Raw genomic sequence first — 26,551 nt, forward strand, 5'->3', positions numbered from 1 at the left:
CCGGACGGGCTCTGTGCGGCAGGTGAACCGCCTGACCCCGTCGAGGCGTCCGGTCGGCCCTGCCGCCCGTGCGCCGCCGGCCGTGAGAGGGTCGAGGGATGGAACAGCGTGTACTCGGCCGTACCGGCCGGCCCGTCTCCGTCGTGGGACTGGGCACCTGGCAGCTCGGCGCGGGCTGGGGCGACGTCCGCGAGGAGGACGCCCTCGGCGTCCTGGACGCCTCCGTCGAGGCCGGCGTGACCCTCTTCGACACCGCCGACGTCTACGGCGACGGCCGCAGCGAGCAGTTGATCGGCCGCTACCTGAAGGGCCGTCCGGACGCCGACGTCCTGGTCGCCACCAAGTTCGGCCGCCGGGTCGAGCAGCGCCCCGAGCACTACACCCTGGCGAACTTCCGGGCCTGGTCGGACCGTTCGCGGGCCAACCTGGGCGTGGAGCGGCTCGACCTGGTGCAGCTGCACTGCCCGCCGACCCCGGTGTACGGCAGCGACGAGGTGTTCGACGCCCTGGACACCCTGGTGGCCGAGGAGCGGATCGCCGCGTACGGGGTCAGCGTCGAGACCTGCGCCGAGGCGCTGACCGCGATCGCCCGCCCGGGCGTGGCCAGCGTGCAGATCATCCTGAACGCCTTCCGCCTCAAGCCGCTGGAGCAGGTCCTGCCCGCCGCCGCGGCGGCCGGGGTGGGCATCCTCGCCAGGGTCCCGCTCGCCTCCGGGCTGCTCTCCGGCCGCTACACCGCGAGCACCTCGTTCGCGGCGGACGACCACCGCACCTTCAACCGGCACGGCGAGGCCTTCGACCAGGGCGAGACGTTCTCCGGCGTCGACTTCGCCACCGGGGTCGAGGCGGCGGCGGAGTTCGCCGGGCTCGCCCCCGAGGGAGCGAGCCCGGCACAGACCGCGCTGCGCTGGATCGTCCAGCAGCCGGGCGTCACGACGGTGATCCCCGGCGCCCGCAACCCCGAGCAGGCCCGCGCCAACGCGGCCGCCGCCGCCCTCGCGCCGCTGCCCGGGGACACCCTCGCCGCGGTGCGCGGGCTCTACGAGCGCCGGATCCGGCCGCAGGTGCACGACCGCTGGTGACCCGGCCGCCCGCAGGCGCGGAGCGAGGCACGGCTGGTCCGGAACCTAGGGCTCGTCCGGCCGGGAGTCCCGCTCCGCCGCCTCGGCGGTGCGCTTGATGCCCGCCAGCCGCCGGTCCCAGTCGGCCGCGAGCGCGGCCATCCAGCGCGCCGTCGCGTCCAGTGCCGCGGGCCGCACCGCGTACCGCACCTCGCGCCCGACCCGGCTGCCGGCGACCAGCCCGGCGGCGTCCAGCACCGCGAGGTGCTTGACCACCGCCTGCCGCGAGACGGGCAGCCGCCCGGCGAGCGTGGTCGCGGTGGCCTCGCCCTGCGCGGCGAGCAGGTCGAGCAGCCGGCGCCGCGTCGGGTCGGCCAGTGCGGCCAGGACGTCGTCGACGGCCCCGCCCGCGCCGCGGCCCTCCTGCGTCACGCGCCCTGCTGCTCGACGCGCTTCCTGAACGCCTCGAGCACCTGCGGCCAGCCGTCGGTGTTGTCCTTCAGCGCCTTGCCGCGCAGCTCGGGGGAGCCGGCCAGCGCCGCGAACCCGCTCTCGACGACGCGCATCCGGATCCCGCCGTCCTCCGGGATCAGGGTGAACTCCACCAGGGTGCTGTTGTCCTCGCCCAGCTCCTGCCCGGGGAAGGCGCTGGCCCACCGGTACGCCAGGTACGTCGGCGGCTCGACCTTCTCCACGCGCACCGGGAAGTCGCCGTACTCGGCGTTCCTGGCCACCATCGACTCGCCCTCCCTGGCCACCGTGCCGGCCAGGCTCTCCGGGTCGCCCACCCAGAAACCGGGTTCGGCCACCAGCGACCACACCCGCTCCAGGGACGCCTCGATCAGGGTCTCGCGCTCGATCCGGTCCTCGCTCATGAGGGGCTCCTTCGTCTCCATGACGGCCGTTGCGGCCGTTGCGACCCACTGACTGCAACTCCAGGGTTGCACGTCGGGCCCCCGGGTGCAACCGGAGAGTTGCACCACCTTGGTCCGGCGGCAACCGAACGGGCTGATGCCTCGTCCGAACGGGGTGGGGTAGGGTCGCGGGACCATGCCCGTCACGTCCAGGGGGAGGGTCGGCTCAGCGCCATGACCAGGGAAATCGTCAAGGCATCGCGCGTGCGGATAGCCGATCTGACGCCGGGTCCCGAGCTCTACCTCGGGGTGCGGCTGACCGCGCCGGACCTCTCGTTCGACATCAGCTGCTTCGGCCTGGACGCCGAGGAGCGGCTGAGCGACGACCGCTACTTCGTGTTCTTCAACCAGCCCGCCAGCCCCGAGGGCTCGATACGCCTGCTGGGCGCGCAGTCCGGCGACACCGAGGCGTTCCGGATCGTGCTGCCGGACGTCCCGCAGGCCATCCACCGGCTGAGCCTGACCGCGACCATCGACGGCGACGGCCAGATGTCGCAGGTCGCCTCCGGGTATGTGCGGCTCGTCGCGGACGGCACCGAGGTCGGCCGCTACTCCTTCACCGGCGCCGAGTTCAGCACCGAGCGCGCGGTGATGCTGGCGGATTTCTACCGGCGCGACGGGGAGTGGCGCTTCACCCCGGTCGGCCAGGGCTTCGACGGCGGCCTGCGCGCGCTGCTGGAGAACTTCGGCGGCGAGGCGATCGAGGACGACGCCCAGGACGGGCCGGACCCCCGGGACGCCCAGCAGGCGCCGGACACCCGCGGCGGGCCGCCCGAGCCGGCGCCCACCCTCCAGGTCCCGGCCCAGCCGCAGCCCCCCGCCTGGGACCAGCAGCCGCCCACCTGGGACCAGCAGCCGCAGCCCCCCGCCCAGCCCGGCGTCCGGGTCAGCCTGGTCAAGTACGCCGAGGTCCCCGAGCAGAGCGGCTGGGCGCAACAGAACGACCACCTCGTGCGCTACACCCTCACCAAGGGCCAGGACGTCCTCGCCCTGCACGGCAGCATGGTGGCCTACCAGGGCCGCGCCGACTTCGCCCACGAGGGCTCCGGCGTGCTGCGCCGGCTGACCGGCAACCTCACCGGCCAGACGCTGAAGCTGATGCGCGTCTCCGGCGAGGGCCAGGTCTTCCTCGCCGACGAGGCCAGCCACCTCCACGTCGTGCGGCTGGAGGGCGACGCGATCTGCGTCAGCTCCGACCGGATCCTGGCCTTCGACGCCCGACTGGAGCACGAGGTCCGCCGCATCGAGGGCGAGGGCCTGCCGAACGGGGGCTTCTACACGCTCCAGTTCAGCGGCCACGGCACGGTGGTGGTGAAGACCAACGGCATCCCCGTGGTGCTGCCGGTCACCCCGGCGCCGGAGACGTACGCCGACATCCACGCCCTGGTCGCCTGGTCGCGCGGCGCACAGGTGATCACCACCGCCCCGGTGCGGATCCGGCGATCGGCGTACGCGGGACACGCCGCGGAGTCGTACAGCCTCCAGTTCAGGGGCGGACCGGGCAACTTCATCGTGGTCCAGCCGTTCGAGGTCTGAGCGGGCGAAGTCCAGGCCGGCGGCCCCGGCCGGCAGTCCCCGCCGGCGGTCGAGCCGGCAACCCAGTCAAGGAGGTCGGGAGATGGAGCGGCGGGTGCTCTCGGGCACGTACCTGGAGGGCTGCACGGCCTCCCCGGCCACGGCGCGGATGAGCCATCACGGCGGCGCGATGTGCAAGGTCGCCGTGACCGGCGGACAGGACGTGCTCGCCAAGGCGGGCGCGATGGTGGCCTACGACGGCTTCCTCCAGTACGAACCGGTCTCGCAGTCGCTGCGCCGCACGCTCGGCGAGTGGGCGTCGGGCGAGCGCAGCCCGCTGCTGCGCTGGTTCGGGGACGGCACGCTCTACCTGGCCGACTTCGGCGCGGACGTGCTCAACCTCCAGCTCGACGACGAGTCGCTGTCCGTCAACGGCTCGCACCTGCTGGCCCTGGACGCCTCGCTGGGCTGCGCCGTCGAGAAGGTCAAGGGGCCGGTGCTGATGGCCGGCACCGGGCTGTACAACGTGACGGTCAGCGGCAGCGGCTGGGTGTCGGTCACCTCCCGCGGGGTCCCGGTGGTGCTGGACTGCGCCGAGGCCGAGACCTACGTCGACCCGGACGCCCTGGTCGCCTGGACGACGGGCCTGGAGATCAAGGTCCGGCGCAGCCTCAAGGTCGGCTCGCTGATCGGCCGGGGCAGCGGCGAGGCGGTCCAACTGGGTTTCAGGGGATCGGGATTCGTCGTCGTCCAGCCCAGCGAGGACACCTCCGACCGGCTCAAGATCCGCGGCTGAACAGCCCGCGGCCCAAGGAGTAGCGAGTACCGTGCACAGTCCCCTTCTGGACCACACCGCCCTGACCGGCGAGGAGCGCTTCGCCCTGCAGAACCCGCAGCTGCTGCGGGTCGTGCTGGACGGGCGGGCCGAGGTCCTGGCCCGCAGCGGCGCGATGGTCGCCCACACCGGCCGGGTGCAGTTCACCGAGTGGACCCCGCCCGGCGGCCGGCGCCGCAACCGCCAGAACCAGCAGAACCCGCAGCAGCATCCGCCCGGCCGCCGGCCCGCCCCCGCACTGGACCTGATGCGCTGCGCCGGCACCGGCACCGTCTACCTCGCCAACCTCGCCCAGCACCTGCACATCCTGGAGCTCAGCCGCGAGCGGCTGACGATCACCAGCAGCTACGTCCTGGCGCTGGACACCGGTATCGACTGGCAGGCGGTCGACGTCGAGGGCGGCGAGCGGATCTCCGGCGTCGGGCGCCACAGCCTGGAACTGTCCGGCAGCGGCACGCTGGTGGTGATGACCTCCGGGCGCCCGCTGGTGATGCCGGTACGGCAGGGCGAGTACGTCTACGCGGACGCCGACGCGGTGGTCGGCTGGTCCTCGGCCCTGGACGTGCAGCTGCAGGCGCAGAGCACCAACACCGAGGCGTGGCGCCGCCGCGGCACCGCCACCGAGGGCTGGGAGCTGTCCTTCACCGGCGACGGCTTCGTGATCGTCCAGCCCAGCGAGCTCCTCGCACCCCAGCGCGTCCCGCTGCGCTGACCCGACGCCCGCCCGTCTGCGCCCGCCCGTCTGCGCCCGCCCGGCGCCGTCAGCCGGTGCCGGCGGCCAGCTGCGGCAGGTGCGGGTCGCGGGGGTCGTAGCGCACGGTCAGCACATCACCGCGGCGGGGCGCGTCGTAGGCGGGGAAGGTCTCGGTGACCGACTCGGTGTGCTCCTGGCCGTCGGCGGTGGTGTAGCGGAGGGTGACGACCAGTTCGGGGCGGTCGTTGAGGTGGACGCCGGTGCCCCGCAGGTCCAGGACGGTGGCGGGCACGCTCACCCCGTGCCGTTCCAGGCGCAGCTCGCGCTCGGCCCGCCGCCGCTCCGCGGCGAGGATGCGCCGGCGCCTGCGCGCCTCCGCGCGCGCCGACCAGAGGGCGAGCAGCGCGACCGCGGCGGCCGGGCCGAGCAGCCAGCGGCTCGTGGTGTCGGCGCCGCGGGCGGCGCCGAGCAGCAGGCAGAGCACGCCGGCCAGGGTGCCGGCGCCGACCGGCAGGTCGGAGGACGCTGAGGCGGAGCCGTCGGCGGCCAGCACGATGGCCGTGCCCGTCAGGAGGACCAGCCCCAGGATGACGCCGCCGACGGCGGCCAGCCCGTGCCAGAGGTCGATGCTCCCGCAGACCCGCTGGCCGGTGTTGCCGCAGTCGCCCGCCCTGCCCAGCGCCGCATAGCCCCGCCCGGTGGCCCAGCCGTCCGCGGCCAGCAGCACCGCGCAGACGAACAGCGCCAACATCCTTCCCGCCGTGGGCCGTTGGGGTCTGAGGCGGGCGTCAGCGGCGGATTCCATGGTCACCCGCGGATGCTACCGGGATCCCGCTCAGTGGTCTGGACCACGACATGGCCGCCGGGTGAACAACTGCTCCGTGGCGCGCTGCGCCTGCGCCGGCCCGGGGTCGTCCCGGAGGCGCGCGGCGGCGATTGCGGGGCCGGGTGACGCCGCGTCGGTAGGCTGCGGCTGTCCGTGTCCGGCCCGGTGGGGGCACGAGCCCCACCAGGGGCGGCCTGCCGGGCCGGGCGTGCTGCGCTGATTTGGAGAGACATGACCAAGGTCCTGCTGAAGACCACCAAGGGTGACATCGAGCTCGAACTCGATGCCGAGAAGGCGCCCAAGACGGTGGCGAACTTCCTGGCATACGTGGGGAGGGGCCACTACGACGGCACGATCTTCCACCGGGTGATCGACGGGTTCATGATCCAGGGCGGCGGCATCGACCGGAACATGCGGGAGAAGCCGGCCCCCGACAGGGTTCAGAACGAGGCGAAGAACGGGCTGAAGAACGTCCACTACAGCGTGGCCATGGCCCGCACCTCCGACCCCCACTCGGCCTCGGCGCAGTTCTTCATCAACACCAAGAACAACACGTTCCTCGACTACCCCGGGCAGGACGGCTGGGGCTACGCGGTGTTCGGCAAGGTGGTCGCCGGCCAGGACGTCGTCGACGCGATCGGCAAGGTCAAGACGGGCGGCCAGGACGTGCCGGTCGAGCAGGTCGCCATCGAGTCGGCCACCGTGGTGGAGTGACCGCTCCCGGCGGCTGAGCGGGGCCCGGACGGATCTCCGTCCGGGCCCCCGCCCGTACCCGGGCCCGGGCTCGGGCGCGTGTCGGTGCCCGGGTGCTACGCGGTGCGCCCGGCCGCCTCGATGCGCAGGGCCAGCCCGTCCAGCAGGGTGGCGAGGCCGAACTCGAACAGGCCGTCCAGGTCCAGGTCGTAGCCGTTCTCCAGGCCCGCGACCAGCCGGCTGAACACCGGGAAGCGGCCCGAGTCGGCGAGCGCGCCCAGCGCGGGGGCCTGGTGCTCCATCCACTGGTCCTCGGTGACGCCGGTGACGGCCTGCGCCTGGGTCTCGCGCTCCAGGTTGACGGCGATGCCCTCGATGTAGCTGTAGAACAGCACGTGGACGTCGAGCATGGCCGGGGCGTCCAGGCCGTGCCCGTCCAGCGCGGCCAGCGCCCACTCGGCGTGCGTCATCAGGTTGGGCAGCAGCTTGGGCCGGGTGACCGGGCTGAGGTGCGCCAGCCAGGGGTGGCGGCGGAACAGCGACCAGAGCGTGCGGGCGCCCAGCTCCAGGCGGGGGCGCCAGCCGGCGGGGGGCACGTCCGGGTAGGACGCCTCGCCGAAGGCCGCGTCGGCGGTCAGCAGGACGAGGTCCTCCTTGCCGGCGACGTAGCGGTAGGGGGACATCGGGGAGACCCCGAGCCGGGCGGCGACCGCGCGCATCGAGAGCGCCGCCAGCCCCTCGGCGTCGGCCAGCTCCAGGGACGCCCGGATGATCCGCTCGCGGCTCAACTCGCCCTCGGGCGGGGCCGGTCGGCGCTGCGCGGCCGGTGCGGCGGCACCCGCGGCGGCGGGCGCGGCGGGTGCGGCGACCACGGTGCCGACCCGGGCCCGGGCCTCGACCAGGCCCTCCAAGCGCAGCTCGGTCATGGCCTTGGTGGCGGTGGCCAGGGCGACGCCCCAGTCCTGGGCGAGGCGGCGGGTCGAGGGCACCCGCTCACCGGGGGCGAGTTCGCCGGTGGCGATGCGTCGGCGCAGCTCGGCGGCGATGCGCTGGAAGGGCGGGGGCGTGCCGGGTGCCATGGGGTCGACTCCTTGGAGAAATTTTTCGCCGCGTCCGGTCCTGTACTAGCTCAGGCCCCAGCAGCGCAGACCGCGGCCGGAACCCTTCTGTACTAGGTCAGAGCGACTCTCAAGTGGCTTGCAAGGCCCTGGATTTACGTCGTACATTCACATTGCTTACAGCGTACCAACGATGAACAGGGGAGCCCTCATGAAGACCGTTCTGATCTCCGGCGGCGGCGTGGCCGGACCGGCGCTCGCCCACCTGCTGCACCGCCGCGGCTTCGCCCCGACCGTGGTCGAGCTCGCCCCCGCCCCCCGCAGCGGCGGCCAGGCCGTCGACATCCGCGGCGCCGCCCTCGCGGTGGTCGAGCAGATGGGCCTGACCGAGCGGATCCGGGCCGTGCGCACCCGGATGCTCGGCATGTCCGTGCTCGACGCCGACGGCAACGAGGTCCACCGCTCCACCGAGGCGACCTACAGCGCCGGCCGCCTCGACAGCGAGGACGTCGAGCTGCTGCGCTCGGACCTGGTCGGGATACTGCGCGAACGCGCAGGCGACGGCGTCGAGTTCATCCACGGGGACGCCATCACCGCGCTCCGGGAGGACGAGGACGGCGTGCACGCGACCTTCGCACACGGCCGGCCCCGCACCTTCGACCTGGTGGTCGGCGCGGACGGCCTGCACTCGCGGGTCCGCAAGCTGGTCTTCGGCCCGGAGGAGCGGTTCCTGCGCCAACTGGGCAGCCACCTCGCCATCTTCAGCGCCGACAACTTCCTCGGCCTGGAGGACTGGCAGGTCTGGCTGCGCGACGGCGACGCCGGCTACGGCATCTACCCGGTGCGCGGCAACAGCGAGCTGCGGGTCACCTTCGGGTACGCGAGCACCGAGCCCGCCGTCCGGGACGCCGAGCAGAGCAGGCGGCTGGTCGCCGAGCGGATGTCGAAGCTGGGCTGGGAGACGCCCCGGCTGCTGGAGGCGCTGCACCGCACCCCCGACTTCTACGCCGACACGATGGCCCAGGTGCACCTGGACCAGTGGTCCGCAGGCCGGGCGGTGCTGCTCGGCGACGCCGGCTACTGCCCCTCGCCGCTGTCCGGCCAGGGCACCAGCCTCGCGCTGGTCGGCGCCCACGTGCTCGCCGAGGAGCTGGGCCGGGCCCGGGAGGGCGCCGAGGGCCACCGCGCGGCCTTCGAGCGCTACGAGCGGCGGCTGCGCCCCTTCGTCGCCCTCAACCAGGCGCTGGCCACCGAGAACCCCGGCGGCCCGCCCGCCGAGGAGTCCGTCGAGCGGGCCAAGAACGCCATCGAGCTCGCCCTCTGAGCCGTCGGCGGGCCCGTGGGGCGCTGCCGGGTCAGTGGGTGTCGTAGGAGATCACGAAGTCGTCGAAGGCGTGCCGCCCGGGCCGGGCGGCCACCTCGTCGAGCGCGCGGCGGATGTCGCGGAGCTGGCCGACCGTCATCTGCAGCGGCGGCTCGTCGGGCTGGTAGGTGTACCGGATCGGGTAGTCCACGCCGGGCCGGTCGGTCATCTCGATGTGGCAGCCGAGCACATGGCTGACCGGGTGGGCGGCCGCGAAGGCGATCAGCCGGTCGATCGTCGCGACGTAGGCGTCCCAGTCGGCGACGTACAGCCGGCCCGGGTAGACGGTGTCGCCGGTCAGCAGGAACCCGGTGAACGGGTCGTAGTAGGTGATCGCGGCCTCGTGGTGGCCCGGGCCCGCCAGGCAGCTCAGCACCCGGCCGCCGAGGTCCAGCAGGGCCGGCCGGTCGGGATCGCCGTCCAGGCCGAGGAACTCCCGCACGGTGTCGAGCCCCGCGTCCACCACCACCGTGTCGGGGCGCCCGGCGAACTGGGCGTCCCCGGCGACGTGGTCGCCGTGCCCGTGGCTGTGCAGCACGAGCAGCCGGTAGCCGGTGCGCGGGTGGCGCTCCAGCCACCGCGCGACCAGCCCGTCCACGACGCGGCGCAGCGGGAAGAAGTCGGGGGAGGCGGTGGCGCCGGTGTCGAGCAGCACCGCCCGCTCGTCGCCGAAGAGCAGGAACAGGAACGGCGCCTCGTAGTTGACGGCCATGTTCTGCCGCAGCAGGACGGTGTGCTCGTCGTAGTGGTGGACCTGGATCTCGGGATCGGTGTTGTGCCGCGCCGACTCCGAGCCGTGGATCCAGCGCACGTCCAGGGAGCGCCCCGCGACGTCCGTGTGCGTGAAGTCGATCGGGTCCCGTCCGGAGGCCATCCGTCTCCCCACCGCGTCGTGTCCGCCGACCGGGTGCGGCGGCCGCCCCCGTCCGGCGGCGGCCCCACCGTGGGCCGCCGCCGCGAACCTACCAGGTGCCCCGCGACGGCCCGCACGCTGCCGCACCAGGCCCGGAAGGCCCCGAACCCCGTTGTGCGGACCGGCCCGAGGCCGGGCCGGAGCCTGCCGCCCCGCCCCGGCCGCGGCACAGCCCCCCGCCGGGACCTGGCGAGGGGCTGCGGGCTGCGGTCGTCCCGGTGGGGGCCTACCGCGGGGGACGGCTCAGGACAGCAGCCCGTTGTAGTCGGGCAGCTTGAAGGTCCGCTCGGCGTGGCCGCCGGCCAGGTCGGTGGTGTTGTTGCCGACGTTGGCGATGATCGTGTAGCCCTGCTGCTCGACGGCGGCGCGCTTGGCCGTCTTGAAGACCTGCACCGGGCGGAAGAGGTCGCCGAGGTCGCGCCCGTGCAGCCCGTCCACCGGGTACCCGGCGTGCTGGAGGCTGTAGCGGGTCACCGACTCGATGAAGTCCGGCCGGGCGGTGATGAAGACGACCGCGACGCCGCGCGAGCGCGCGTAGTCCGCCAGTGCCAGCGAGGAGGCGATCGCCGGCTGGGTGAACGGGTGGAAGTGCGTCTGCAGCGTCGTGTTGTCGATGTCGAACACGATCGCGAGCCGCTCGCCCGCCCCGGCCCCGGCGGTGCGCTGCTCGATGTACGAGCGCGCGGGGGCCACCGCCGCCTGCACGTCGGCCAGCCACTGGCCCTCGGTCACGGCCTGCGCGGCCACCGCAGCGGGGGCCGCGGCGGGGGCCGCGGCCACCACCGGGGCCGGCGCGGCCGTCGCGGGCACGGCCAGGCCCGAGAGGAGCATGCCGGTCAGCACCGCGGGGGCGGCGACTCTGCCAACGAACCTCATACCTGTCATCGGACCTTCCTGTCACGGTGTCGGGGAGCTCGCCGCACATGTGTTCACACCGCGGCCCGAGCAATCTCCCACACCGTCAAGTCGGGCGGCGGGAGTAATGCTTACCAACGGGTAACGATCTTCTGTGCGTCCCGTGCGCGTGGACGGCGCAGGACGGCAGGACACGGAACGCAGGACACGGGGCGCAGGGCGCGCCGTGATCGAATGGGGTCGGCGCGCGGGGGTCCGGGCGCACCACGACAGGCGGGGGAGAGCCACATGATCGAGCTTTCGGCGGCGCCGATGACCTGGGTGGCGGCCGGGGACAGCATCACCCAGGGCGTCCTGCACACCTACGGGGCGCGCAGCTGGGTCGAGCACGTCCAGGAGCGGATCCGCTGGCAGCTGGGCCGCACGACCGACATCGTCGTCAACTCCGGGGTCTCCGCCTGGTGCGCCGGCGACGTCCTCGGCGCCTACGACCACCTGATCGGCCGGTTCGCCCCGGACGTGCTGTCGATCTCGCTGGGCACCAACGACGCCATCGCCGGCCGGGCCGGGCTCGACGCGTTCCACTCCGGCCTGCGGGCGGTCGTCGCCCGGGCCGGCGGTGCGCGGATCGTGCTCCACACCCCCGTCCTGACCAGCCTCAGCGGCCGCCGGGTCCGCCCCGAGCTGCCCGCCTACTGCCAGGCCGTGCGGGAGATCGCCGAGGACACCGGCGCGCTGCTGGTCGACCACGAGGCCCACTGGCTGGCCCGGTTCCCCGACACCGACCCGATCCCCTGGCTCGACGACCACGCCCACCCCAACGCCACCGGGCACCGGCGGATGGCCGACCACACCCTGCGCACCCTGGGGCTGGGCGAGCTGACCGGCCTCTGAGCCCCGCCGGCCCCGCTGGTCCCCGTCGCCGTGCCGGTCCTGCCGGGTGGGGGAGGGCTCAGGCCGCGCCGGGCACCCGCTCGCGCTGGCGGACCAGGCCCCCGACCGGCCGGGTCCCGCCGCCGCGGCGCTCGGGCAGCTCCAGGACGTCGGCGCCCGCCGCGTGCAGGAAGCCGGTCACGCAGTGTGCGGTGGTGGTGTCGAGCGAGAACACCCACAGTCCCGGGACCAGCACGGTGTCGATCCGGCCCCGGGCCGCCCAGGCGAGCAGCCGCTGCAGCTGGGGCCTGAAGGCGCGCGAGGAGACCCCGTTGTCCAGGAACACGTGCGCGACGGTGCGGTCGAGCGCGGTGGCGTGCTCCTCCAGCGCCCGTAGGTGCGGGCCCATCTGCCAGCTGTCGTAGGGGTAGCAGCGCAGGTAGACGGCGACCGCGGGAGCGGGCTGACGGGCGGGGGGCATGGCGCTCCTCGTTGAGCGTGGTGCACGCGGCACCTGGGTTCCTCCGCCTGGCGCCGCTCCCGGAGGCCGGGGGGACCGACGGTGAGCCCGAGCGGGCTGTGCGGGTCCGGCGGGGGCTGCTGGGCCGGCGCTCGACCTGCCGTACGGCACGGGCCGCCTTGAGGCGGCCCTTCGTACAGTGTCCCAGCTTGGCCTAGACCATCCGCGAATGTCCAGGCCTTCCAGATGGTGGGCCGCCCGGAGCCGGGCGGGCCCCTCCCGCCGGGCCGCCGAGGGGGGCCGGGGGAGGGCGGGCCGGGGCGGGGGGCGATCATGGCTGTGGTTCTTGGCGGTTCACGGACACCCGGGTAATGAGGAGAGCGCTATGAAGTCGGTCGGTCGCACGATGACGGCTGCCGTGGCAGGGCTGCTGCTGGGCACCCTCACGGCCTGCGGGTCCAGCGGGTCCGGCGGCCACGGCGCCGCGGCCGGCCAGGGCGCGTCGGCGGCCACCGCCGCCTCGGCGGCCGCGAGCGGTGCCGCCGCGGCCCCGACCGCCCCGGCCACCGGCCCGGGCGCCGCCACCGCGGCGGCCGGCGGCGCGGCAGGCGGGGCCGCCACCGGCGCCGCGGCGGGCGCGGCCACCGGTGCGCCCCCGGCGCCCGGCGCCGTGCCCCCGGGCGCCACCGCCGCGCCCGCCGGCTCCGGCCCGGCGGCCGGCCCCGCCCCCACCTGGAGCGACGCCCCGACGCCCCTGCTCGACTACAAGCTCGTCCTGCAGCTGATGCCCGACCAGTCCGCGATGCCCGGCTGGGAGCAGGAGAAGCGGCGGGTCGACCTCACCGACCACTCCTCGACCTGCCAGAACACCGAGTCCTGCAACGGCAAGCCGCTCAGCGGCGAGGCCCGGTTCACCTCCGGCGACGTCACCGCGCGCTTCCTCGTCGACACCCTGCCCAGCAAGGCGGCCGCCCAGGACAAGCTCAAGGAGGCGTACGCGGCGTTCGGCGACGCCCGCTACACCCCGGCGGAACTGCAGGTCGTCGGCACCGAGAGCCGCGCCTGGCAGGGCCGGCCCGGCGGCCGCGACGGCGTCGGCATCGTCATGCGCGCGGGCACCGTCGTCGCCAGCGTGACCACCGAGGACGGACCGGTGGACGCCGCGATGACCCAGCGCCTGGCCGTCATGCTGGCCAAGCGCATCGAGCAGGCCCAGTCCGGCCGGACCCCGGACACCGTCCTCGCCCACTGACCGCACCGGCCCCCGCCGCCCCCGGGACAGCCGGACAGCCGGGCAGCCGGCAGCGGACAGCCCGGCAGTCCGAGAGGGGCTGCCGGGCGTGCGCGGGGGGTCAGACCTGGATCGCCGCGGTCTCGGCCGTGGTGCTGCTGAACCCGTTGGTGGTGGTGATCCTCAGCCGGACCTGCTCCCCGGGGCGGAACCGGCTGTGGTCGATCTGGACCAGGGGGTCCTTCAGGCCCACGCCGATCGTCTGCCAGGTGCTGCCGTCGTCGGTGCTGACCTGGGCGGAGTAGGTGTAGGCGGAGTCCGGCGTCCCGGGGTCGAACTCCAGAGCCAGGCCGAACGACCCGTCGCCGGCGCCCGCGTGGCGGGCGGCGCGCAGGGCCGGGGGCGGCCCCGCGGCACGGAAGGTGTCCACGACCTGTCCTGCGACGACCAGGTCGACGGCCTCCGTGTCGGGCCCGATCGGGACGACGGCGTCGACCAGGCCCCTGCGGTCGTCCCCCGGGGCCAGCTCGGAGGCCAGCTTGACCGCGACCGGGATCTCGCGCGGGGGTGCGCCGTTCGCCTGCCGGATGCGCAGGACGACCGCGGTCCCGCCGTCCGGGCCGTACGCGCCGTTCGAGCCGTTGGCGGCGTTGGAGCCCTCCGCGTCGGGCGGTGCGGCCCGGGCGGCCAGCGGGGACACCGGGTTGACGAAGCGGATGCCGCCCTCGCGGCGGGTGAGGTTGACGGTGCCGACGACGCTGACGAGCTGCCCGGCCGACGGGTCCGCGCCGGCGGCCCCGTTCGCGGCGGCCGACGGCTGGGGGGCCACCCGCTGGACGGAGACCTGCGGGGTCCGCCGGTCGGGGGGCCCGCCGGCCGGGCCGGCCACCGCGTGGATGGCGACGGGGGCAGCGGCGGGGGTGGGGGCGGCCCGCGGGACGCCCGGGGGCGGCGGGGCGCCGTCCGTGGCCGTCTGCTCGGCGAGCAGGCGCCGGCGGATGCCCTCGTAGGTGTAGCTGCTCAGCCACTGGCGGGGGCAGTAGGTCATCACGTCGTGCCACTGCACCCCCGGCAGGGCCCGCATGGGCAGGTTCAGTGCGGTGTCGCCCACGTCGAATCCGACGAAGGTGTCCGCGGTGTCGGCGAGCTGCCCGTTGTCGAAGGGGTAGTTCTGCAGGTCGTCCTCGGTCTGCTGGCAGAACCCGGGGTGCTTGCGGCCGTAGGTGTGGCCCAGTTCGTGGGCCCCGTACCAGTCGCTGTAGACGCCGTCGAAGTCCCAGCCCCAGCTGTCGGCCCCGGCGGGCGCGGCCGCGACGGTGGAGGGGTCGGGCAGTGCGGGGATGCCCGCGGCGCAGCCCCGCAGGAAGAACCCGCCGTCGGCCACCTGGGCGAGGTAGTGGGTGCGCCGGTCCCCGCCGGAGCTGACGTCCAGGGCGCGGATGGCGGCGAGCTGGGCGTTGGCGTCGTCGCACAGGAAGGGCGGGGCGGCGGCCGCGTCGATGACGGTGTGCGAGCTGATGACCTCGGCCACCGGGTAGGCGCGCTTGAGCCAGCTGACCAGGGCGGTGAAGTCCAGCTCCCTGGGGGTGAAGGTGACCGGGGGGATCCCCTGGCGGTAGCGCAGCCCGAGGATGCGCACGCGCAGCGGCGCGCCGGGGTGGAACCAGACGGTCGGGCCGTTCGGCGCCCCGCCGAGGGGGAGGGCGGCGCCGGTCAGCAGGTCGGTGACGGTCACCGTGCTCACACTGAGCGCCCCTTGGGCGGTCAACGCGGCCGGCAGGAGGAAGTTGAGGCTCAGGGTCGCGTCGGCCCGCCGGGCGGCGAGGTCGCGGGGGTCGGCCGGGTCGAGGGCGACGGTGTTGACCGAGGAGAGGGTGACGGGGGGATCGGCGGGCGAGCGGAGCAGCGTGATCGCGCCGCGTACGCTGACGGCGGGGCCGTCGGAGCAGCGTACGTACAGGCGGACCACGGTGACCTTGCCGGCGATCAGGGTGACGCTGTGGTGGAGGTCCTGCACCGACTGGGTGACCTCGGTGGCATCCAGTAAGACCTGTGTCTGAGAGGCCATGACCGGCTCCCTAGGACAAGTGGTTCGTCCTTTCAGACTATGCCCGCCCATGCCCGCCGGACAGGCCCTGTCCCGGGTGGCGGCGCTCCCAGAAGGGGTGCTGCGGCCAGCGCCGTTCCTGCCGGTAGGCCTGGGCGTGGTTCCCGCGGTAGGCGGTCTCGATGCCGTCCAGGAACCCGCGGTAGTCGGCGAGGACGGCGGCCGTGCGGCCCGGGTCGGCCAGGCACGCGGCCACGGCCTGCCCGGCACGGGCGCCGGTGTGCAGGGCGGTGAGGATGCCCTGCGAGGAGAGCGGGTCGAAGGCGAGGGCGGCGTCCCCCGCCGCGATCCAGCCGTCTCCGGCGGCGGGGGTCAGCCGCAGGCCGTGGGCGGCCGTCCAGCGCGGGGCGGGGGCCGCGGCGGGGTCGTAGCCGTCCAGGCGCCGGCGCAGGTGGCCGGTGCGGGTGATGCCGTGCCAGAAGCCCTCGGGGGTGCGCAGGCGGGGGTCCGCGAGGTCGGGGTCGGTCAGGTGGGCGACCAGGCGCCCGGCCGGGATCAGGGTGGTGTACCACCAGCCGTGCGGGGCCGCCTCGACGAGGGTGCGCGCCTCGCGGTCCGGCGGGCCCCCGGGGCGGCGGTCGGCGAACACGGCGTACGCGGCGACGAGGCGGTCCTGGCGCCGGCGCCGGCCGTGCCGGCGGCCGATGGTGCAGCGGCGGCCGGTGGCGTCGACGCTCCAGCGGCAGTGCAGCTCCCGCACCGCGCCGCCGCGCTCGCGGACGAGCAGGCGGTCGCCGATCCGCTCCAGCACCGTGGCCCGCAGCGGTTCGGCGCCGGCCGCCCGCGCCGCGTCCCGCAGGAGGGCGTCGAAGCGGCGCCGGTCGAGGTGCCAGCCGTGGCCGTACGGGTCGAACAGGTGGCTGCGCTCGTGCAGCGCCGCCGAGCCCCAGGCGCTGGAGGTACCGGTGGAGGCGGGGTGCGCGGCGGCGAGGAACCCGTCCAGCAGCCCGAGGTCGCGCAGCAGCGGGCGGGCGGCGGGCGGCAGGAACTCCCCGATCTTGACCGCCCCGGGGCCGCCCCCGGCGCCGTCGTCCTGCGCGCCGCCGCCCCCGGTGCGGTCGTCCCCGGCTCGGTTGTCCTCGGCTCGGTTGTCCTCGGCTCGGTCGTCTCCGGTGCGGTCGTCTCCGGCGCGGTCGTCGACGAGCAGGACGCGGTGGCCCGCGCCCGCCAGGACCAGCGCCGCCACGGCGCCCGCCGGGCCCCCGCCCGCCACGGCGGCGTCCAGGGGCCGGGGCGGGCGCGTGCGGGCGGTCACCGGCGGTGCCGGAAGCGGACGACCTTGTCGATGTAGCCCGCCGACACCTCCTCGTCGGGCTGCTCCGCCATGCTCACCGCGGTGGCCATCGCGGCCTCGCCGAGGACGGGGTCGGCGCCCAGCGGCACGTGCAGGGTGACCAGGTTGCGTCCGGCCGGGGGCGCGGGCTCGGTCGGGAAGCTCACCTCGGACTCGACCAGCATCTCCGCCGGGAGGCGCGGGTCGTCGACGGCCCCCGGGCGGCGCTCGACGAGGCCGAGCCGGCCGAAGTCCTTCACCATCGCGTTGATGGTGTTGAGGTAGCCGGAGGGCAGCCACCGCAGCCAGGGCCGGCGCCTGCCGAACGCCGCCAGCCGCTCCTCGACGGGGCGGGAGGTGTCCACGGCGACGTCGTAGTCCTCCTGGGCGAGGACGTGGTTGGGCACCCGGGCCGGCCAGAAGGTGGGCAGGTACGGGTCGTACTTGGGGCCGAAGCCCGGCGAGCCGTAGCCGTAGCCGGACAGGCAGCTCGCGGTGTCGGTCTGCCAGGGCACGGCCATCCACCGGGTCAGGTCGCCCGGCCCCTGGGCGTAGAGCGGGCCGTCGAAGGAGAGCGCGATCTGCGCGGTGAGCTTCGGGCCGTAGGAGGGCGGGGGAGGGGCGAGCGGGTCGCGGTGGCGGATCCGGAAGGGCGTGCTGTACAGGGTGGTGTGGCGCATCGGCCAGGTGAGCTCGCAGCCGGGGTGGAAGGCGTCGGCGAGGCAGAACGACAGGGCCGCCCGGTCGAGGGCGCGGGGCCGCTGGGAGAGCGGGAGCTGGTCGAGGGCGGCGGGCGGCGGGGCCTGCGGGTCGTAGTCGGGGGTGAAGTCGCCGTCGGCCCAGCGGTCGAGCAGGCGGTACTGGAGCGGGGAGAGCGCCATGTGCTGGAGCGGGGACTCGGGCGGCAGGCTCATCGCGTCGCCGTAGATCGCCGGCCACGGGACGGGTGAGATGCCGTCGCGCTCGTGGTTGCGCATGGTGGCCCAGACCTGGCGGCGCAGCTCCTTGTGGACGGGGGCGGGGTCGGCCAGCGCGGCGAGCTGCTGCGGGTCGAGGAAGTGGGCGCGCCCGCCGTACCCGAACTGGGCGGCCAGGCCGCGGTTGACCCACTGCAGGTCGCACAGCCGGCGCAGGACGGGCAGCACGTCGCGGGTGAAGGAGACCTGCCGCGGGGCGGGGAGCAGGCCGGCGGTGACGAAGGCGTCGCGCACCAGGTCGTACATGGTGCGCACCGAGGTGAGTTCGGGCGCGTAGTTGGGCGGGGTGGTCACCACCCAGCCCGGGTCGACCGGGATCGCCCGCCCGTCGATGCGGACCTCGGCGGTGACCGGGCCGTCGCTGACGTCGTCGTGCCAGCCGTCGTTGTTGGCGAAGGTGTCGGCGGGGGTGTCGGTGGCGGAGGCGGAGACGCCCCGGCCGCCGAGGAAGAGCAGCCGGCCGCTGTCGTCGGTGCGCAGCTCGCCGAGGTAGACGGGCTTGTCCAGGAAGGTGCCGGTGTCGAAGCGGTGCTCGGCCCCGCCGGAGCGGTCCCGCCCGCGTACGGACCGGGGGCCGGGGTCGATGACCAGGCGGCCGCGCTGGGCGTCGGGGACTTTGGGGTTGCGCAGCAGGCTGTCGTCGGTGTGCTCGGACTCCGGGATGTCCAGGGCCAGTTGGAACTGGTACCAGGCGGCCTTGGAGTTGGCGACGTGCACGGTCCAGCGCAGGTCCGCGTTGTCGGCGGTGAGTTCGGCGACCGGTTCGCCGGCGGCGTTGTAGCCGTAGACGCGGAAGCGCACGGCCTGGCGCTTGAGGGCGCCGGTGGCGTCCTTGTAGCCGCCGGCGGGCAGGGCGGGCTGGTCCTCGGTCTCGGGGGCGAGGAAGAACTCGTCGGCGCTGTCGCCGACCCGGGCCACCCCGATCGCGGGGTGCACCGCGGCCCGCACGATCCGGGTGTCGCGCCCGGGCGGGGAGGTGAGCTGGGGGCGGGCCGGGCCGGGTTCGGTGGCGGGGATGCCGTTCACGTCGCGGCGCTGGCGGGCCGAGGCCTGGTACACGCTCCGGCGGACCTCGGCGATGCTGCCCACCGGGCGGTGCTCGGCGAGGCCGTGCCACGGGTTGTAGGCGAGGTTCTCGCCGTAGGCGGCCTGGCCCCGGGCGTCGACGTCCTGCTGGTGGAGGGTCAGCCGGGCCACCCGCACGGGGGCGCTGTCGTCCTCCTCCCAGCACACGGTGGCCCGGTCGAGCGGCATGCGCTGCGGGTCGGTGCGGAACTGGAGCATCAGGTCGAAGGCCGCCGTTCCCGCGGCGAGCCGGTGGCGCAGGTCGGCGCCCAGGTAGGCGGGGTCCTCGTCGGGCGGCACCGCCGACGGGTCGCCGTCCGGGCAGCCGGCCGGCACCAGCTTGTACTTCACGAAGCGCTCGGGCCCGAAGGCGTAGGGCAGGACGCCCCAGTAGACGGCCGTCAGGACGCTGGCCTCGGCCTTGGCCATCGCGTCCAGGATCTCCCGGGTGCGCGGGTGCGCGCGCAGGTACGACTCGTAGTCGCCGTCGACGACGCCGGCCCGGGTGAACTCGCACATGTCCTGGGCGGTGTCGACGAAGAAGACGTCGTGGTTCTGCAGCAGCAGGTCCTGGGTGCCCGCCTCCCGCTCGTCCTCCAGCAGCTTCGGGCCGGGGACCCCGAACAGCTTGACGCCCACGCCCAGGGTGGTGCGCAGGTCCGGCCGGGCGGGCACGGTGTCGCTGGAGAAGCGCACCCAGGCGGGCAGCCCCTCGCTCTGTTCGAAGGCGCTCCGCAGGAAGCCGACCCGCAGCTCGGCCGGGAGGTCGGGGGCGACGGTGAGCACGCCGCGGGCCACGCCGTGCGGCTTGAGGAACACCGGCCGCTGCAGGGGCTCCTGCCCGCGGGCCATCCGCGCGCCCTGGGTCATGTCCACGAACATCTGCTGCAGCGCGCCCGCCGCGTCGTCGGCGCAGCCGGGCAGCCCCGCCGGCCCGGCGGGCCCGTCGGCGGGTTCAGGGGTCCCGATCATGTGTGCTCCCTAGGTGCGGCGCTCCGGTCACACGGCGGACACCGCCGCGCCCGCCCGCTCTGGGTCCAGCCTGCAAAGGCCGCCCCCGAAAAGCGCGCCCGGTACCGCCATGCAAGTCACCCGGCAGGTCTTTTCGGGCGGACCTCGCACTCCATCCGGACGGCACCTCAGCCCCGCCGGGGCTGAGCCTTCCTTGCTGAGGGGCCTCGATCACCATGCGAAGAGGGCGCCGATGAGCGAGCCGGGCTGGATGTACGGGGCGGACCTGCCGCTGGCGAGCATCACGTTCGCCCGCGATTCGCGGACCCAGCCACCCTCCGGGCCTGGAAGAGCCTCTCTTTCGGATCACGTCGGCCATCCGACGTGATCCGAAAGAGAGGGCCTAACCGAGGGGCACGCGGGCAAAGCTCTCCCACTCGTACATACGCCGGTCCCGGCCGAGGACGATGAGCTCGGCCGAGGTGACACGGGCAGTCGCCGGGTAGGAGGCGACACCGGCGAGCGCGTCGGCGGCGGGCCGGGAGTGGCCGGCGGAGTTGCTGTAGGCGACGGAGACGTGAGGACGGAACCCCTCGGCGGGCTCGGGGGCCTCGGGCCAGACGTCGGCGATGGCGGCTCGGATGGCGGCGCGGACGGCGCGGACCGGGTCGGCCGGGTCGACGGTGAGGAGCAGCGCCTCGGGGGTGACGATCGCAGGCCCCAGGGCGAGGTCGAAGGTGGGGATCTTCGAGAGGTGATGGACGGCGGCGTCGGCGATGGCGCGGGCGTCGGCCTCGCCCACCTCGTCGACGAAGCCGAGGCCCTGCATGGTGAGGTGGAGCCACCGGTCGGGGACGAGGTCGAGGCCGGGTACGCCGGCCAGGGCGAGGCGGTAGTCGGCTGCCAGGCGGTGAACATCGTCGGCGCCGTCGAAGACCAGGTGCCAGGTGTAGAAGCGGCGGCCTTCGGCCCAACCGGGACGCCACCACCAGTGGTCGGCCATCTGTGCGGGGGTGTCAGTCATGACTGCTGATCCAAGCACTGGTCGGGGCCGCGGGGGAGAGGGCGCGGGCGGCCTCACGGACGGCGGTCTCGATGGCGTCCTGCAGGCGTAGGCCGACGGCGCTGTCGCCCATGGGGGAGGCGGCGGTGTCCCGGGCGAGGTCGCGCAGTCGTCGGCGGACGGGGGCGGTGCGATGTTCGGCTGGTAGGGCGAGGACGACCCCGAGGGCGTCGAGGACGCCCTCGGGGTCGCGGGCGAGCAGGTGGGCGCCGGCGCGTGTGATGTGCAGTTGAGCCTCGGTGCCGTAGGCGCGTACGGGCTGGCGCTGGAGCTCGGCGAGTCCGCGGTCGGCGTGGGCGAGGGCGTTGGGTGCGGAGCCGCCGCGCAGGTGGACCGCTGCCCCGTAGTTGGCGTGCCGTCCACCCGGACAGGAGAACAGGCCGCCGACCTGGTCGTGGAGGGTGCTGGACCGGTCGCGGGTGGCGGCGTCCTCGGCTTGGCCGAGAGCGGTCAGCGCTTCGGTGCGGGCGCCTACTTCGGCCCAGGCATCGGCGAGCTGGCAGTTGAGGAGGACGGTGACAGTGCCGGGTGCCTGGTAGGCGGCGCCGAGTTGGGCGTGCTGGATGGCCTGGCGGAACTGACCGTCCCAGAAGGCGAGTTTGCTGCGGGTGGAGTGGACCCAGGCGTGCAGGCCCGGGTCGTCCGCACTGTCCGCGCACAGCAGGGCGGCGCGGGCCTGGGTCTCGGCTTGGGTGCGGTGCCCCAGGTCACTGGTCATCCAGGACATCAGCGCGAACAGGTAGCCGGCCGTGGTGAACAACTCCCGGCGCTGCCGGGGGCGCTGGTGGCCGTAGAGCAGGTCCCAGACCCTGTTGAGGAGGTGCTTGGTCTGGCCGAAGACCCGCAGCGGGTCCTCGGCCATCAGGTAGGCGCTGGCGAGGTACTGGGTGTCGGCGGCGAGCTGTTCGAGCGCGATGGGGCCGCAGTTGCTGACCTCGGCCCACTGTGCCCACTGCGCCGACTCCTGTGCGGCGGTTCGGACGAGGTCGGATCCGGTGAGCGTGGTTGTCGAGACCGATACCGGTAGCGACGGGATCGCGGGCGGTGGAGCGGGAGCGAGGGTGGGGGCCGCAGGGTCTGGCTGGTGGCGCAGTAGCCGCCGGTCGGACTCCGGTAGGGACCTGCGGTCCTCCAAGTCGAGCAGGTCCTCCAGTGTGGCCCCGTACAGCTCGGCGAGAACCGTAAGCACCGTCAGGGTGACCCGCCGTCCGGCCTGGTCAGGCCACTTCTCCCACTTGCCGAGGAGGCTGCCGTCCGCGGAAGGCCCGCAGGCTCCGGTGGCCGCGTTGAACCGATCCGCGGCTTCCTGGAGTGTCCAGCCGTGCGCGTGCCGCCAGGCCTCGCGCGGCCGGAAGGCGAAACGGGTGCGCATCTCGGCGGCGATCACCCCCAGCGGGGCACCAATGGCGAGCAACTCGGAGCGCAGGGCGTCGCGGTCGGTTTTGGAACCGGGTTTGGGGTGTGAAGGCATGGAGGGCTCCCAGGGGTACAGAGCGGCCTGACCACTTCACGGTAGCGACCCGACTACGCCACACGGGTCACACTGCGCGAATCCTGAGTGACGCACCGTCCGGAAGATGGCCGCTTCTTCGGTGCTCCTGCATGTCGGGGAGGTGATGGCCCGTCCGGAAAGGTCGGACGCTGCTGCCCGTGACGAGGACGGGTCGCGGGCGGGACCGTAGAAGTCCCCAGAAACCCCGTTGGACAGGCCGCGATGACAACACCCTCCAGCACAGCCTCCGTTCAGGCGGCATCCCGTTTCCCCGACTCCCCCCGGCGCCCGGCCGCACGGCGGCCCCCGCGGTTGCCGGCCCTGTGGCTCGCCTCCGCCTTCGGCCCTGACCGGGACAGGCAGGTGGCTCAGTGGCTCGGTCAGCCCGGAGGGTTGCTGCTCCTGCCCTGCGGGGTGCACTGGGACGCGGTCCGGATGCCCGAGGCGGTGGGCCTGGCGGTCCTGGAGGTGCTGCTGACCGGCGGCCAAGGGGCAGGCCCGTTCCTGCACGACCGCGACTCCCGGCTCGTCTACGCCCTCGTCGCCCCGGCGGGCGGGATCGGCTGGAGCCGCCCGGGCGTGCGGCTGCTGTCCACCGGCGCCTACCTCGCCGCGCCGTCCCCGGAAATGGACTGGCTGAACGGAAGAGTCGGATGGGTGCACATGCCAGTCGATCCGGAGCCGACCGACCCCGCCCACTTGGCGGCCGTGCTCACCGCGGTGGCCACGGACACAGCCCGCCACACGGCCTGAGGACCGTTCACGCTTGCCGGAAAGGCCCACGTGGGGCGGGGCCGGCCCTTTCACCCCGAGATTCCTCCTCGCAGCCCGCAGGGAGGCAGCACAACAAGACCTGCAGGAAGGAGGTGGAAGAAATGGATGCGAAGTCGACGATCGCCGCCGCGGCGCTGGCCGGGGACGACGACACCGACGTCACCGCCCCCGACAGCCTCGTGCGCACCGAGGACGTCGAGGGCGAGTGGTAGCGGCCGTCGGCCCTTCGGGTCGATGAGCAACCCGCCCGGCCGCTGCACGGCCGGGTACCCGGCCGGTGGCGCCCCTTCCATAGCCGAGGGGGCGCCACCGACCCCATCCGTCCCCGCTCTCCACACCTCAGCGAGGCCTCCGTGATCACCCACGTCTTCACCGGACCGACACTCGCCCCCGACGAGCCCGTCCTCGCCGCCCCCAGCGTCTGCTGTCACCCGCCGGCCCGTCACGGCGACCTGTTCCGAGCAGAGATCGCCCCCGGCGACACCGTCGTCCTGATCGACGGCCTCTACCATCACGCCCCGGCTCTGCGGCACAAGGAGATCCTTGCCGCCCTCGGCAGGGGCGTGCACGTCATCGGCGCCGCGAGCATCGGCGCGCTGCGTGCCGCGGAGCTGGGGTCCTACGGGGTGCTCGGCGTCGGCCGGATCTTCGGCTGGTACGCCGCAGGAGTGCTCGCCGGCGACGACGAGGTCGCCGTCGCGCATATGGCGGACGGGACGCGTCGGTCCCTGACCTGGCCGCTCGTCAATCTCCGGCACGTGATGGTGTTCGCCCGGGCCGAGGGCGTGGTCACCGTCCAACAGGCCACCGCCCTGTTGGAGGCCTGCGCCGGGGTGTACTACGCGCAGCGCACGTTCGATGCGGTACAGGCCGCCGCCCGGAGCGTGGGCGTGCCCGCCTTCGGCCCCTGGCTCGGCGGTCGGCGCCGAGCCGACCGGTTCTTCGGCGACCTGAAACGCACCGACGCGGTGGAGGCGGTGCGAGCGGCGCTGACCAGGGGCGCCCGCGCGGACACGCGGCCGGCCCGGGCCGACTGGGACAGCCCCTACTACCGCTGCTGGACGGAGCGCTTCGCCCCCGGCCGTGCCCGGGTCGCCGCCCGGGTCGCCTACCAGCAGATCTTCGACCCGGCCTTCCCGACCGTGTGGGCCGCCTACCTGGACCGGGTCTGCCGCCTGCACGGCGGCAGGCCGTCGGCCGACCAGGCCGTCCGGCTTGGCCTGCCCGCCTCCCTGCCGCTCCACCTGGTGATTCGGCCGCGCATCGACCTGGCCGACGAGGCCGGCCTCGCGGTGCTACTCGCACGTGAGAGTGCAGACGACCGTGCAGCCGTGGGCCGCTACCTCGCCGCCAACCGCCTGGCCGCACCGCACTTCACCCCCGAGGCCGTCACCGATGCGGCGGCCCGAGGCGTTCTGCTGCGGCTGTGGAACACCACCCCGGACGACCTGCCTGCCGAGTGCGCTGCTCGGGGGCTGCGCGGGCACGACCATGCCATCGGGGAGATGAAGACCTTCATGTTGGGCTTCCTACAGGAGCGTCGGACCTTCGCCGCCGCCGCGCGCGCGGGCGGTGCACGGTGAACGCCGACATGGTCGCGCTCGACGGCACGGTTCGCGCCCGTGAACCCGAGCACACGCACCGGCTCCTGGCCCCGCGGCTTGGCCGCTACGGCATCACCCGGGTCGCGCGGCTGACCGGCCTGGACTGTCTCGGCCTGCCAGTGGCCACCGCGATCCGCCCCGCCGCCCGGACCCTGGCCGCCTCCCAGGGAAAGGGCGCCACCGATCTGCTCGCCTGGCTGTCCGCCGCGATGGAGGCGATCGAGCTGTGGCACGTCGAGCAGCCACGCGACATCGCCCTGCGGGCGAGTGCCGCGGAGGCCGGCCTGTCCTACCCGATGTCCGCCCTGCCCGTGCGTGTGCACCACGACGCCCTCGAACAGTTGCCGCTCGACTGGGTGGCCGGTCGAACCGTCGCCGACCGAACCCCCGCCCTACTGCCCGCAGACCTGCTCCGCCGCACCCCCTACGGCCCACTGGGCGTCCAGATCCTGCGGGCGACCAGCACCGGCCTGGCCGCCGGCAACACCTGGGCGGAGGCGGCGCTGCACGGCATGTACGAGGTGGTCGAGCGCGACGCCCTGCACGCCGACGACCTGGAGGCAGGCCGCCACCGCACCCCCGTCGACCCGGACACCGTCATCGATCCCTACTGCCGATCCCTCCTGGACCGCCTCCACCAGGCCCGGGCCACGGTCGCCCTTTACACCGTCACCAACTCCTACCGGCTGCCCGTTTGTGCGGCGTTCGTCTGGTCGGAGGAGTACCCGCGCTGGTTCGGCGGCTCCGGCTGCCACGCGGACCCGCACATCGCCCTGTCCCGCGCCGTCACCGAGGCCGCCCAGTCTCGTCTCACCTCCATCGTCGGCACCCGCTGTGACCTGCCCTCGCACGACCCGGTCTTCGGCCTGTGTGCCGCAGGGCCGCCGGCCCCGACCGGGCTGCGCCCGTGGGGCGAGGCCACCGCCGCCTTCGACCGGGCCCCGGCGGGCACCGACCTCAGCGCCCAGGCCCATGCCTTGGCCGTCCGTATCGAACTCGTCACGGGATGGCCGCCGATCGCCGTCCTCCTCTCCGCCCCCACCGAGCCGTTCGCCGTCCTGCAAGTCGTCTGCCCCGGCACCCGCTCCCGCACCAGAAGGTCACTCACCCGATGACCACCACCGCCCTGACCCCCGTCGAAAGCCGACTCGGCGCCGCCTACGACGCCTACCACCTCGCCCGCGCCCGTACCAGCATCGTCGCCGCCCTGTACGCCCAGGCGATGGGCGAGCACTATCCGGCCGATGCCGCGCCCTCCAGCAGCCTCGACCTGCCCCTGCTGCACCTGATGATCCGGCGCCTCGCCCTGCTACCAGGCCGGCTCCTCGTCGACCTCGGCTGCGGCACCGGCGGCGCGGGCCTGTGGCTCTCCCGTGCCACCGGCGCCCGCCTCATCGGTGTCGACATCTCCCCGGCCGCCGTCCGGCTGGCCACCGCCCGCATCACCGGCTTCGTCCCCGCCGACCGCGCCGTGTTCCACACCGGAACCGTCCGCACTACCGGGCTGCCCACCGCCCACGCCGACGCCCTGGTGTGTGTCGACGCCCTCGGCCCTGCCGGGGACCGAGGCGAAGCCCTCCACGAGATGCGCCGCATCCTGCGGCCCGGCGCCCGCGCGGTGATCACCCGGGCCATGGGCCACACCGGAGGCCCCCGCTGGCGCAGCCGGGTGGAGGCGGCCGGCTTCGATATCGAGCACCTCGACGAGCGCCCCCACGAGCCGCACTTCTGGCGCCGCCTCTACCGCCTGTGGCTCTTCCACGCCGCCGAGCTGCGCCGCGAGCTCGGCGACATGCAGGCCGAGAGCATGCTCGACGAGGCCTCCCGGGTGCTTCCCACGCTCGACGAACGACGCGCTGTTGCCCTCACCCTGCGGTGCCGCTGACCGGGCGTGACCCGTGCCGGGCGACCGTTAGGCTGGCCGAAGTGAAAGCAGTGCACCGCCGGCTGGAGG

The 26,551-nt window shown here is 74.4% G+C and carries 24 protein-coding genes; 12 read left to right on the forward strand and 12 right to left on the reverse strand.

Features of this window, described 5'->3' with window-relative positions; translation table 11 throughout:
• Window positions 1–98 precede the first annotated feature (98 nt).
• Window positions 99–1,082, forward strand: coding sequence for an aldo/keto reductase (locus ACGFZP_RS21305; RefSeq protein WP_392935167.1), 984 nt, complete (start codon window positions 99–101; stop codon window positions 1,080–1,082).
• 45 nt (window positions 1,083–1,127) lie between these two features.
• Here ACGFZP_RS21305 and ACGFZP_RS21310 read toward each other — a convergent pair whose 3' ends face one another.
• Together ACGFZP_RS21310 and ACGFZP_RS21315 are read right to left on the reverse strand one after the other, a co-directional pair.
• The gene (locus tag ACGFZP_RS21310) at window positions 1,128–1,493 is read right to left on the reverse strand and encodes an ArsR/SmtB family transcription factor (protein WP_392935170.1); all 366 of its coding nucleotides are present in this window, start codon (window positions 1,491–1,493) and stop codon (window positions 1,128–1,130) included.
• The gene (locus ACGFZP_RS21315) at window positions 1,490–1,936 is read right to left on the reverse strand and encodes an SRPBCC domain-containing protein (RefSeq protein ID WP_392935173.1); all 447 of its coding nucleotides are present in this window, start codon (window positions 1,934–1,936) and stop codon (window positions 1,490–1,492) included. Before ACGFZP_RS21315 ends, ACGFZP_RS21310 begins: the two co-directional genes overlap by 4 nt.
• Window positions 1,937–2,149: 213 nt before the next feature.
• Between ACGFZP_RS21315 and ACGFZP_RS21320 the strand changes: the two genes are divergently transcribed.
• From ACGFZP_RS21320 to ACGFZP_RS21330, 3 genes are all read left to right on the forward strand, one after another.
• A complete protein-coding gene (locus ACGFZP_RS21320) occupies window positions 2,150–3,511 on the forward strand; it encodes a TerD family protein (RefSeq protein WP_392935175.1) in 1,362 nt (453 codons plus the stop codon).
• Window positions 3,512–3,593: 82 nt separating this feature from the next.
• Window positions 3,594–4,286, forward strand: a complete 693-nt coding sequence (locus ACGFZP_RS21325) for an AIM24 family protein (protein WP_392935178.1) — start codon at window positions 3,594–3,596, stop codon at window positions 4,284–4,286.
• A 31-nt stretch (window positions 4,287–4,317) separates the two neighbouring features.
• Window positions 4,318–5,037: an AIM24 family protein gene (locus ACGFZP_RS21330; RefSeq protein ID WP_392935181.1), complete on the forward strand. Its 720-nt coding sequence runs from the start codon at window positions 4,318–4,320 to the stop codon at window positions 5,035–5,037.
• 49 nt (window positions 5,038–5,086) lie between these two features.
• Here the strand turns inward: ACGFZP_RS21330 and ACGFZP_RS21335 are convergent, their stop codons facing one another.
• Complete coding sequence (locus ACGFZP_RS21335) at window positions 5,087–5,824, reverse strand: DUF3592 domain-containing protein (RefSeq protein ID WP_392935544.1); 738 nt, start codon at window positions 5,822–5,824, stop codon at window positions 5,087–5,089.
• A gap of 252 nt (window positions 5,825–6,076) precedes the next feature.
• Here ACGFZP_RS21335 and ACGFZP_RS21340 point away from each other — a divergent pair, with 252 nt between their 5' ends.
• Entirely contained in the window at window positions 6,077–6,559 is a 483-nt protein-coding gene (locus ACGFZP_RS21340; RefSeq protein WP_392935183.1) for a peptidylprolyl isomerase, read from the forward strand.
• 95 nt (window positions 6,560–6,654) lie between these two features.
• On the opposite strand, the gene ACGFZP_RS21345 is transcribed toward ACGFZP_RS21340, so the two are convergent.
• On the reverse strand, window positions 6,655–7,617 hold the full coding sequence (locus ACGFZP_RS21345; protein WP_392935186.1) for a TetR/AcrR family transcriptional regulator C-terminal domain-containing protein: 963 nt from the start codon (window positions 7,615–7,617) through the stop codon (window positions 6,655–6,657).
• Between the two features lie 190 nt (window positions 7,618–7,807).
• Here ACGFZP_RS21345 and ACGFZP_RS21350 point away from each other — a divergent pair, with 190 nt between their 5' ends.
• Entirely contained in the window at window positions 7,808–8,920 is a 1,113-nt protein-coding gene (locus tag ACGFZP_RS21350) for an FAD-dependent monooxygenase (RefSeq protein ID WP_392935189.1), read from the forward strand.
• A 31-nt stretch (window positions 8,921–8,951) separates the two neighbouring features.
• Here the strand turns inward: ACGFZP_RS21350 and ACGFZP_RS21355 are convergent, their stop codons facing one another.
• Entirely contained in the window at window positions 8,952–9,833 is an 882-nt protein-coding gene (locus ACGFZP_RS21355; protein WP_392935191.1) for an MBL fold metallo-hydrolase, read from the reverse strand.
• Between the two features lie 282 nt (window positions 9,834–10,115).
• Window positions 10,116–10,757 carry an HAD family acid phosphatase gene (locus ACGFZP_RS21360; RefSeq protein ID WP_392935194.1) on the reverse strand — a complete coding sequence of 214 codons (642 nt, stop codon included), beginning with the start codon at window positions 10,755–10,757 and terminating at the stop codon, window positions 10,116–10,118.
• Window positions 10,758–11,015: 258 nt separating this feature from the next.
• Between ACGFZP_RS21360 and ACGFZP_RS21365 the strand changes: the two genes are divergently transcribed.
• A complete protein-coding gene (locus ACGFZP_RS21365) occupies window positions 11,016–11,621 on the forward strand; it encodes an SGNH/GDSL hydrolase family protein (RefSeq protein WP_392935196.1) in 606 nt (201 codons plus the stop codon).
• Between the two features lie 58 nt (window positions 11,622–11,679).
• Here the strand turns inward: ACGFZP_RS21365 and ACGFZP_RS21370 are convergent, their stop codons facing one another.
• The gene (locus ACGFZP_RS21370; RefSeq protein ID WP_392935199.1) at window positions 11,680–12,081 is read right to left on the reverse strand and encodes a recombinase family protein; all 402 of its coding nucleotides are present in this window, start codon (window positions 12,079–12,081) and stop codon (window positions 11,680–11,682) included.
• Between the two features lie 364 nt (window positions 12,082–12,445).
• On the opposite strand from ACGFZP_RS21370, the gene ACGFZP_RS21375 reads away from it, so the two are divergent.
• Window positions 12,446–13,312: a hypothetical protein gene (locus ACGFZP_RS21375; protein WP_392935202.1), complete on the forward strand. Its 867-nt coding sequence runs from the start codon at window positions 12,446–12,448 to the stop codon at window positions 13,310–13,312.
• A 100-nt stretch (window positions 13,313–13,412) separates the two neighbouring features.
• Here the strand turns inward: ACGFZP_RS21375 and ACGFZP_RS21380 are convergent, their stop codons facing one another.
• From ACGFZP_RS21380 to ACGFZP_RS21400, 5 genes are all read right to left on the reverse strand, one after another.
• Window positions 13,413–15,359, reverse strand: coding sequence for a hypothetical protein (locus ACGFZP_RS21380; protein ID WP_392935204.1), 1,947 nt, complete (start codon window positions 15,357–15,359; stop codon window positions 13,413–13,415).
• Between the two features lie 37 nt (window positions 15,360–15,396).
• Window positions 15,397–16,653, reverse strand: a complete 1,257-nt coding sequence (locus tag ACGFZP_RS21385; RefSeq protein ID WP_392935207.1) for an FAD-dependent monooxygenase — start codon at window positions 16,651–16,653, stop codon at window positions 15,397–15,399.
• Window positions 16,650–19,685, reverse strand: coding sequence for a LodA/GoxA family CTQ-dependent oxidase (locus ACGFZP_RS21390; protein ID WP_392935210.1), 3,036 nt, complete (start codon window positions 19,683–19,685; stop codon window positions 16,650–16,652). Before ACGFZP_RS21390 ends, ACGFZP_RS21385 begins: the two co-directional genes overlap by 4 nt.
• A gap of 382 nt (window positions 19,686–20,067) precedes the next feature.
• Window positions 20,068–20,688 carry a 2'-5' RNA ligase family protein gene (locus tag ACGFZP_RS21395; RefSeq protein WP_392935213.1) on the reverse strand — a complete coding sequence of 207 codons (621 nt, stop codon included), beginning with the start codon at window positions 20,686–20,688 and terminating at the stop codon, window positions 20,068–20,070.
• Entirely contained in the window at window positions 20,681–22,198 is a 1,518-nt protein-coding gene (locus tag ACGFZP_RS21400; RefSeq protein WP_392935215.1) for an XRE family transcriptional regulator, read from the reverse strand. Before ACGFZP_RS21400 ends, ACGFZP_RS21395 begins: the two co-directional genes overlap by 8 nt.
• 384 nt (window positions 22,199–22,582) lie before the next feature.
• Between ACGFZP_RS21400 and ACGFZP_RS21405 the strand changes: the two genes are divergently transcribed.
• From ACGFZP_RS21405 to ACGFZP_RS21420, 4 genes are all read left to right on the forward strand, one after another.
• The gene (locus tag ACGFZP_RS21405) at window positions 22,583–22,972 is read left to right on the forward strand and encodes a hypothetical protein (RefSeq protein ID WP_392935218.1); all 390 of its coding nucleotides are present in this window, start codon (window positions 22,583–22,585) and stop codon (window positions 22,970–22,972) included.
• Window positions 22,973–23,346: 374 nt separating this feature from the next.
• Window positions 23,347–24,576 (forward strand): TfuA-like protein, encoded by a 1,230-nt coding sequence (locus tag ACGFZP_RS21410; protein WP_392935221.1) that lies wholly within the window; start codon window positions 23,347–23,349, stop codon window positions 24,574–24,576.
• Window positions 24,573–25,712 (forward strand): YcaO-like family protein, encoded by a 1,140-nt coding sequence (locus ACGFZP_RS21415; RefSeq protein WP_392935223.1) that lies wholly within the window; start codon window positions 24,573–24,575, stop codon window positions 25,710–25,712. The genes ACGFZP_RS21410 and ACGFZP_RS21415 overlap by 4 nt, the downstream gene beginning before the upstream one ends.
• Window positions 25,709–26,482, forward strand: a complete 774-nt coding sequence (locus ACGFZP_RS21420) for a class I SAM-dependent methyltransferase (protein WP_392935226.1) — start codon at window positions 25,709–25,711, stop codon at window positions 26,480–26,482. Before ACGFZP_RS21415 ends, ACGFZP_RS21420 begins: the two co-directional genes overlap by 4 nt.
• Window positions 26,483–26,551: the final 69 nt, after the last annotated feature.

Source organism: Kitasatospora sp. NPDC048239, from assembly GCF_043202015.1.
GTDB lineage: Bacteria > Actinomycetota > Actinomycetes > Streptomycetales > Streptomycetaceae > Kitasatospora.

Excerpts from the sequence above, each read along its gene's own strand:
- ACGFZP_RS21305 (WP_392935167.1), top strand. The coding sequence starts at position 99 with ATGGAACAGCGTGTACTCGGCCGTACCGGCCGGCCCGTCTCCGTCGTG.
- ACGFZP_RS21315 (WP_392935173.1), bottom strand. The coding sequence starts at position 1,936 with ATGAGCGAGGACCGGATCGAGCGCGAGACCCTGATCGAGGCGTCCCTG.
- ACGFZP_RS21320 (WP_392935175.1), top strand. The coding sequence starts at position 2,150 with ATGACCAGGGAAATCGTCAAGGCATCGCGCGTGCGGATAGCCGATCTG.
- ACGFZP_RS21325 (WP_392935178.1), top strand. The coding sequence starts at position 3,594 with ATGGAGCGGCGGGTGCTCTCGGGCACGTACCTGGAGGGCTGCACGGCC.
- ACGFZP_RS21335 (WP_392935544.1), bottom strand. The coding sequence starts at position 5,824 with ATGGAATCCGCCGCTGACGCCCGCCTCAGACCCCAACGGCCCACGGCG.
- ACGFZP_RS21340 (WP_392935183.1), top strand. The coding sequence starts at position 6,077 with ATGACCAAGGTCCTGCTGAAGACCACCAAGGGTGACATCGAGCTCGAA.
- ACGFZP_RS21345 (WP_392935186.1), bottom strand. The coding sequence starts at position 7,617 with ATGGCACCCGGCACGCCCCCGCCCTTCCAGCGCATCGCCGCCGAGCTG.
- ACGFZP_RS21350 (WP_392935189.1), top strand. The coding sequence starts at position 7,808 with ATGAAGACCGTTCTGATCTCCGGCGGCGGCGTGGCCGGACCGGCGCTC.
- ACGFZP_RS21355 (WP_392935191.1), bottom strand. The coding sequence starts at position 9,833 with ATGGCCTCCGGACGGGACCCGATCGACTTCACGCACACGGACGTCGCG.
- ACGFZP_RS21360 (WP_392935194.1), bottom strand. The coding sequence starts at position 10,757 with ATGACAGGTATGAGGTTCGTTGGCAGAGTCGCCGCCCCCGCGGTGCTG.
- ACGFZP_RS21365 (WP_392935196.1), top strand. The coding sequence starts at position 11,016 with ATGATCGAGCTTTCGGCGGCGCCGATGACCTGGGTGGCGGCCGGGGAC.
- ACGFZP_RS21370 (WP_392935199.1), bottom strand. The coding sequence starts at position 12,081 with ATGCCCCCCGCCCGTCAGCCCGCTCCCGCGGTCGCCGTCTACCTGCGC.
- ACGFZP_RS21375 (WP_392935202.1), top strand. The coding sequence starts at position 12,446 with ATGAAGTCGGTCGGTCGCACGATGACGGCTGCCGTGGCAGGGCTGCTG.
- ACGFZP_RS21380 (WP_392935204.1), bottom strand. The coding sequence starts at position 15,359 with ATGGCCTCTCAGACACAGGTCTTACTGGATGCCACCGAGGTCACCCAG.
- ACGFZP_RS21390 (WP_392935210.1), bottom strand. The coding sequence starts at position 19,685 with ATGATCGGGACCCCTGAACCCGCCGACGGGCCCGCCGGGCCGGCGGGG.
- ACGFZP_RS21395 (WP_392935213.1), bottom strand. The coding sequence starts at position 20,688 with ATGACTGACACCCCCGCACAGATGGCCGACCACTGGTGGTGGCGTCCC.
- ACGFZP_RS21400 (WP_392935215.1), bottom strand. The coding sequence starts at position 22,198 with ATGCCTTCACACCCCAAACCCGGTTCCAAAACCGACCGCGACGCCCTG.
- ACGFZP_RS21420 (WP_392935226.1), top strand. The coding sequence starts at position 25,709 with ATGACCACCACCGCCCTGACCCCCGTCGAAAGCCGACTCGGCGCCGCC.